Origin of the sequence: Embleya sp. NPDC020886 (assembly GCF_044333915.1) — a bacterium.
In the GTDB taxonomy this organism is placed as follows: domain Bacteria; phylum Actinomycetota; class Actinomycetes; order Streptomycetales; family Streptomycetaceae; genus Embleya.
In genome coordinates this window covers 1-2,955 of sequence record NZ_JBIRRX010000041.1, presented here as the reverse complement: position 1 = coordinate 2,955, position 2,955 = coordinate 1, and the positions used below count along the sequence as shown (strand labels likewise).

6 protein-coding genes are annotated in these 2,955 nt (G+C 65.9%); 3 read left to right on the top strand and 3 right to left on the bottom strand.

Annotated elements, in window-relative coordinates; genetic code table 11:
- Window positions 1–135: 135 nt before the first annotated feature.
- On the bottom strand, window positions 136–405 hold the full coding sequence (locus ACH4U8_RS46010; RefSeq protein WP_395784753.1) for a hypothetical protein: 270 nt from the start codon (window positions 403–405) through the stop codon (window positions 136–138).
- Window positions 406–680: 275 nt separating this feature from the next.
- Between ACH4U8_RS46010 and ACH4U8_RS46005 the strand changes: the two genes are divergently transcribed.
- Window positions 681–875 (top strand): hypothetical protein, encoded by a 195-nt coding sequence (locus ACH4U8_RS46005; protein ID WP_395784751.1) that lies wholly within the window; start codon window positions 681–683, stop codon window positions 873–875.
- 31 nt (window positions 876–906) lie between these two features.
- Here the strand turns inward: ACH4U8_RS46005 and ACH4U8_RS46000 are convergent, their stop codons facing one another.
- Window positions 907–1,239 carry a hypothetical protein gene (locus tag ACH4U8_RS46000; protein ID WP_395784749.1) on the bottom strand — a complete coding sequence of 111 codons (333 nt, stop codon included), beginning with the start codon at window positions 1,237–1,239 and terminating at the stop codon, window positions 907–909.
- A 121-nt stretch (window positions 1,240–1,360) separates the two neighbouring features.
- The gene (locus ACH4U8_RS45995; RefSeq protein WP_395784747.1) at window positions 1,361–1,879 is read right to left on the bottom strand and encodes an ATP-binding protein; all 519 of its coding nucleotides are present in this window, start codon (window positions 1,877–1,879) and stop codon (window positions 1,361–1,363) included.
- Here ACH4U8_RS45995 and ACH4U8_RS45990 point away from each other — a divergent pair.
- Complete coding sequence (locus ACH4U8_RS45990; RefSeq protein WP_395784745.1) at window positions 1,863–2,516, top strand: DUF5753 domain-containing protein; 654 nt, start codon at window positions 1,863–1,865, stop codon at window positions 2,514–2,516. The two genes, ACH4U8_RS45995 and ACH4U8_RS45990, sit on opposite strands and share 17 nt — an antisense overlap.
- A gap of 5 nt (window positions 2,517–2,521) precedes the next feature.
- Window positions 2,522–2,716, top strand: coding sequence for a DUF397 domain-containing protein (locus ACH4U8_RS45985; protein ID WP_395784743.1), 195 nt, complete (start codon window positions 2,522–2,524; stop codon window positions 2,714–2,716).
- Window positions 2,717–2,955: the final 239 nt, after the last annotated feature.

Here is a 2,955-nt window from a genome sequence, read left to right as displayed (position 1 = left end):
CACCGCACCTGGGCCGGGGACCCGGCCCACGACGCGGGCGAACAGCGCGGCGTGCCCCCCGACGCGCCCGGGGCCCACCCGACGCCGACCCTTCCCCGGTGGGGCGCTGCCTGTCGGCAGCGCACCAAACGTGCGTCAGCCGGCGATGGGTGTGTCGACGAGGCCGATCCACCAGGTGTCGCGACCGCCCGTGTGGCCGACCATGGCATCCGCAAGGGTCCGGCGTACCGCGAGCGGGGTCCGACGCCACTCCGGGAATCGCCACATCCAACGACGCACCTCCCCGAGGTTGTGCCCCTCGCGCAAGAGCACCGCGCCCAGGTATCCGACCTCCACCCAACGCGGCCCGAGCGCCACCTGCCCCCAATCCACGACGGAGAGCCGCCCATCGGCACGGATGATCATGTTGGCCGAGGTCAGGTCGGTTGCAGCAGACGGTTGCCCCACAACGGCCCACTCCGCGCCGCCGGAAGATGCTCCCGCAACCGACCGACGAGCGTCGGCAACCCGGCACTCCGACCCGGTTGAATCCGCCCGATGCGATCCACGGCCCCACGACCTGAGCCAGGTCCGGCGAATCGAGACACAACCGCACCGGCCGCCCCTCCACATGCTCGAACACCAGAACTCGCCACCCGTCCACCGCCCCATGCCGCAACAAACGCGGAGACAGAACCCCCGTGACACCGCTCGCCGCGATCTCACTGGTCTGCGCCCGAGCGGACAACGGCGCAGTCGCCTCCTCCGCAGCCTTGACGAACACACGACCGGTCGGCGTGGTGACGCTCGCGGCGAAAGAACTCGTGTACGGACCGGCCACGGACTCGACCGACACCACCGCCCCCACCACCTTCATCACGAAGTCGGTGACCTGATAGGGCAGTTCCCGCCACCCATAACTCCTGCTCACATCGCCCCCCGAACGGCGCCGCCACCGCACGCAATCGGCACCGCGATCGGACGCCCCACAGCACACCCGAACGCGTCAACGCGCCACAACCCCCGAGCAACCGCCGCGAGTTCGTCGTCCAAATCGAGCACGACCAGATGCCCGATCGGACACAGATACGGCGACCGCCCCACCTGCAACGGCTGCACAACCGCAACACGCTCCGAGGCCGCCGGAAGCGCAACAACCGTCCCCTCCGGCAACTCGGCATGCTCATCGACATGCCGAACACGCGAGCCGACTCGAATCGGCAACCGCCCTTCGACTGGATACTCTTGAATCTCCATCACTGCCTCACGGTGGATAGATGGAAGACAGCGGCCGGGCTCACGCCTGGAATCGAGACGCCCGGCCGCTGTCAGTGAATGGGGCAGCTACATTCGGCCGCCACCCGGTCGTGCTTCCAGTTGGTCAATCGACGGCTCCAGCAGCACATGCAAGGGCAACCGAGGTCAAGCGTGGGGCCGCGCCCAATGCAGTCGCGTGAGTCAGACGCAGCCGGGCCAACACAAGGTTCATGTCGCCGTGGCGTCGAATGCCGACCCTTGTGGACAGTGCTGCAACGATCAGAAGCCCCCGCCCGCTCTCGCGGATTGCGTCACCGAACGAGTCCTCTGGGATGACGCGAGCGACTGGGCCTTCGTTGATGACGAGTACAACAACCTCGTGGGAACGCAACGCGATACCAAAGCACGCCGCGCCCGTTCCGCCGTGAAACGTTACGTTCCCGACAAACTCGGAGACCACAACACGAACCCAGTCGCCAAGTTCCGGTTCGATTCCCCATCCACCAAGACAAGGAGTCGCCAACCGCCGGGCTGTCGCGGGTCTTTCGACGGAGCACGGCCGGCATGAGCGAATTTCTCCGGGTGCCAGGCTGGTTCGGCTACATCGGCCGCCCCTGATTCGATGCTTGATCGCAGTACGCATCGCCGTACCTCTCCCGCCGCTCGCGCGACTGGCAGTCGAACTCGGTTACGTGCGAACGACTCGCGGCGAACAGACTCGAACGCTTCACACGTATCGAGTAACGCAGCGGAAGTGCATCACTACGGCCGATGCAATCCTCCGCGCGGCCCAATCGGACGTCACCAACGAAGAAATCGAGCGCCGTGTCGCCCTGCGTATGGCACGCCAGCAGGTCCTGGAGCGCCCGCGCACCGAGGCACCTCGGCTTTGGATGATCATCAATGAAGCCGCACTGCGCCGACGGGTCGGCAGCCCGGAGGTGATGAGGGAGCAGTTGACGCGACTCAAGGAGACCGCGGCCAAGCCAGGTATCCACATCCAGGTACTCAAGTTCAGCGCTGGGGCACATGCCAGCATGCTCAACGCCTTCTCGATGCTGACCTTCCGGGACGCGACGGCGGCACAAGGTTCAGCGGAGGCAGAGAGCCGATCGGCCGCCCGGCCCGTTGTCCACCTCGAACAACTGACGAGTGCGCTCTACCTGGAGAAGGCACATGAAATCGACGCCTATACCGTGGCTTTCGAGCACCTCCAGGCCAACGCGACACGGCCTGCGGCGCTGAACACGATGATCGACGAAATCCTGAAGGAGTTCTGATCCGCATGACGACTGGTGACCGACAGGCGTGGCGCAAGAGCAGCTACAGCGGAGGCACCGGCGGCAACTGCGTCGAATCCGCAACTGCTGAAGGCCGGGCCCTCGTCCGCGACAGCAAGATTGCGGACAGCCCTGTCCATTCCTTCACTTCCCAGGCATGGGCTGCCATGACCGACCGACTCCGCGCACCCAGGCATTGAGGCATAAGTGCCGCATGGCGTAGGTCGAGCTACGGCACCCCAGGAGGCGGAGTGCCCAAAGGGCCGCCCGCGAGACCTCTAGGTCGTATCTGCGTGCGGGGACCAGGGCCTCGGCGGAGTCGGCACACAGCGCTCAGGGGACCATTGAGGTGCCCCGCGTTTTCCGGACGCCTTGTTCGCTGTCCTTTTATGCGGCGAGTCCGAGCTCGTGGTGGTTTTGCAGGGCTTCGAGTGGTGTG

Coding starts and splice junctions, on each gene's coding strand:
- ACH4U8_RS45995 (WP_395784747.1), bottom strand. CDS start 1,879: ATGCGTACTGCGATCAAGCATCGAATCAGGGGCGGCCGATGTAGCCGA.
- ACH4U8_RS46010 (WP_395784753.1), bottom strand. CDS start 405: ATGATCATCCGTGCCGATGGGCGGCTCTCCGTCGTGGATTGGGGGCAG.
- ACH4U8_RS45985 (WP_395784743.1), top strand. CDS start 2,522: ATGACGACTGGTGACCGACAGGCGTGGCGCAAGAGCAGCTACAGCGGA.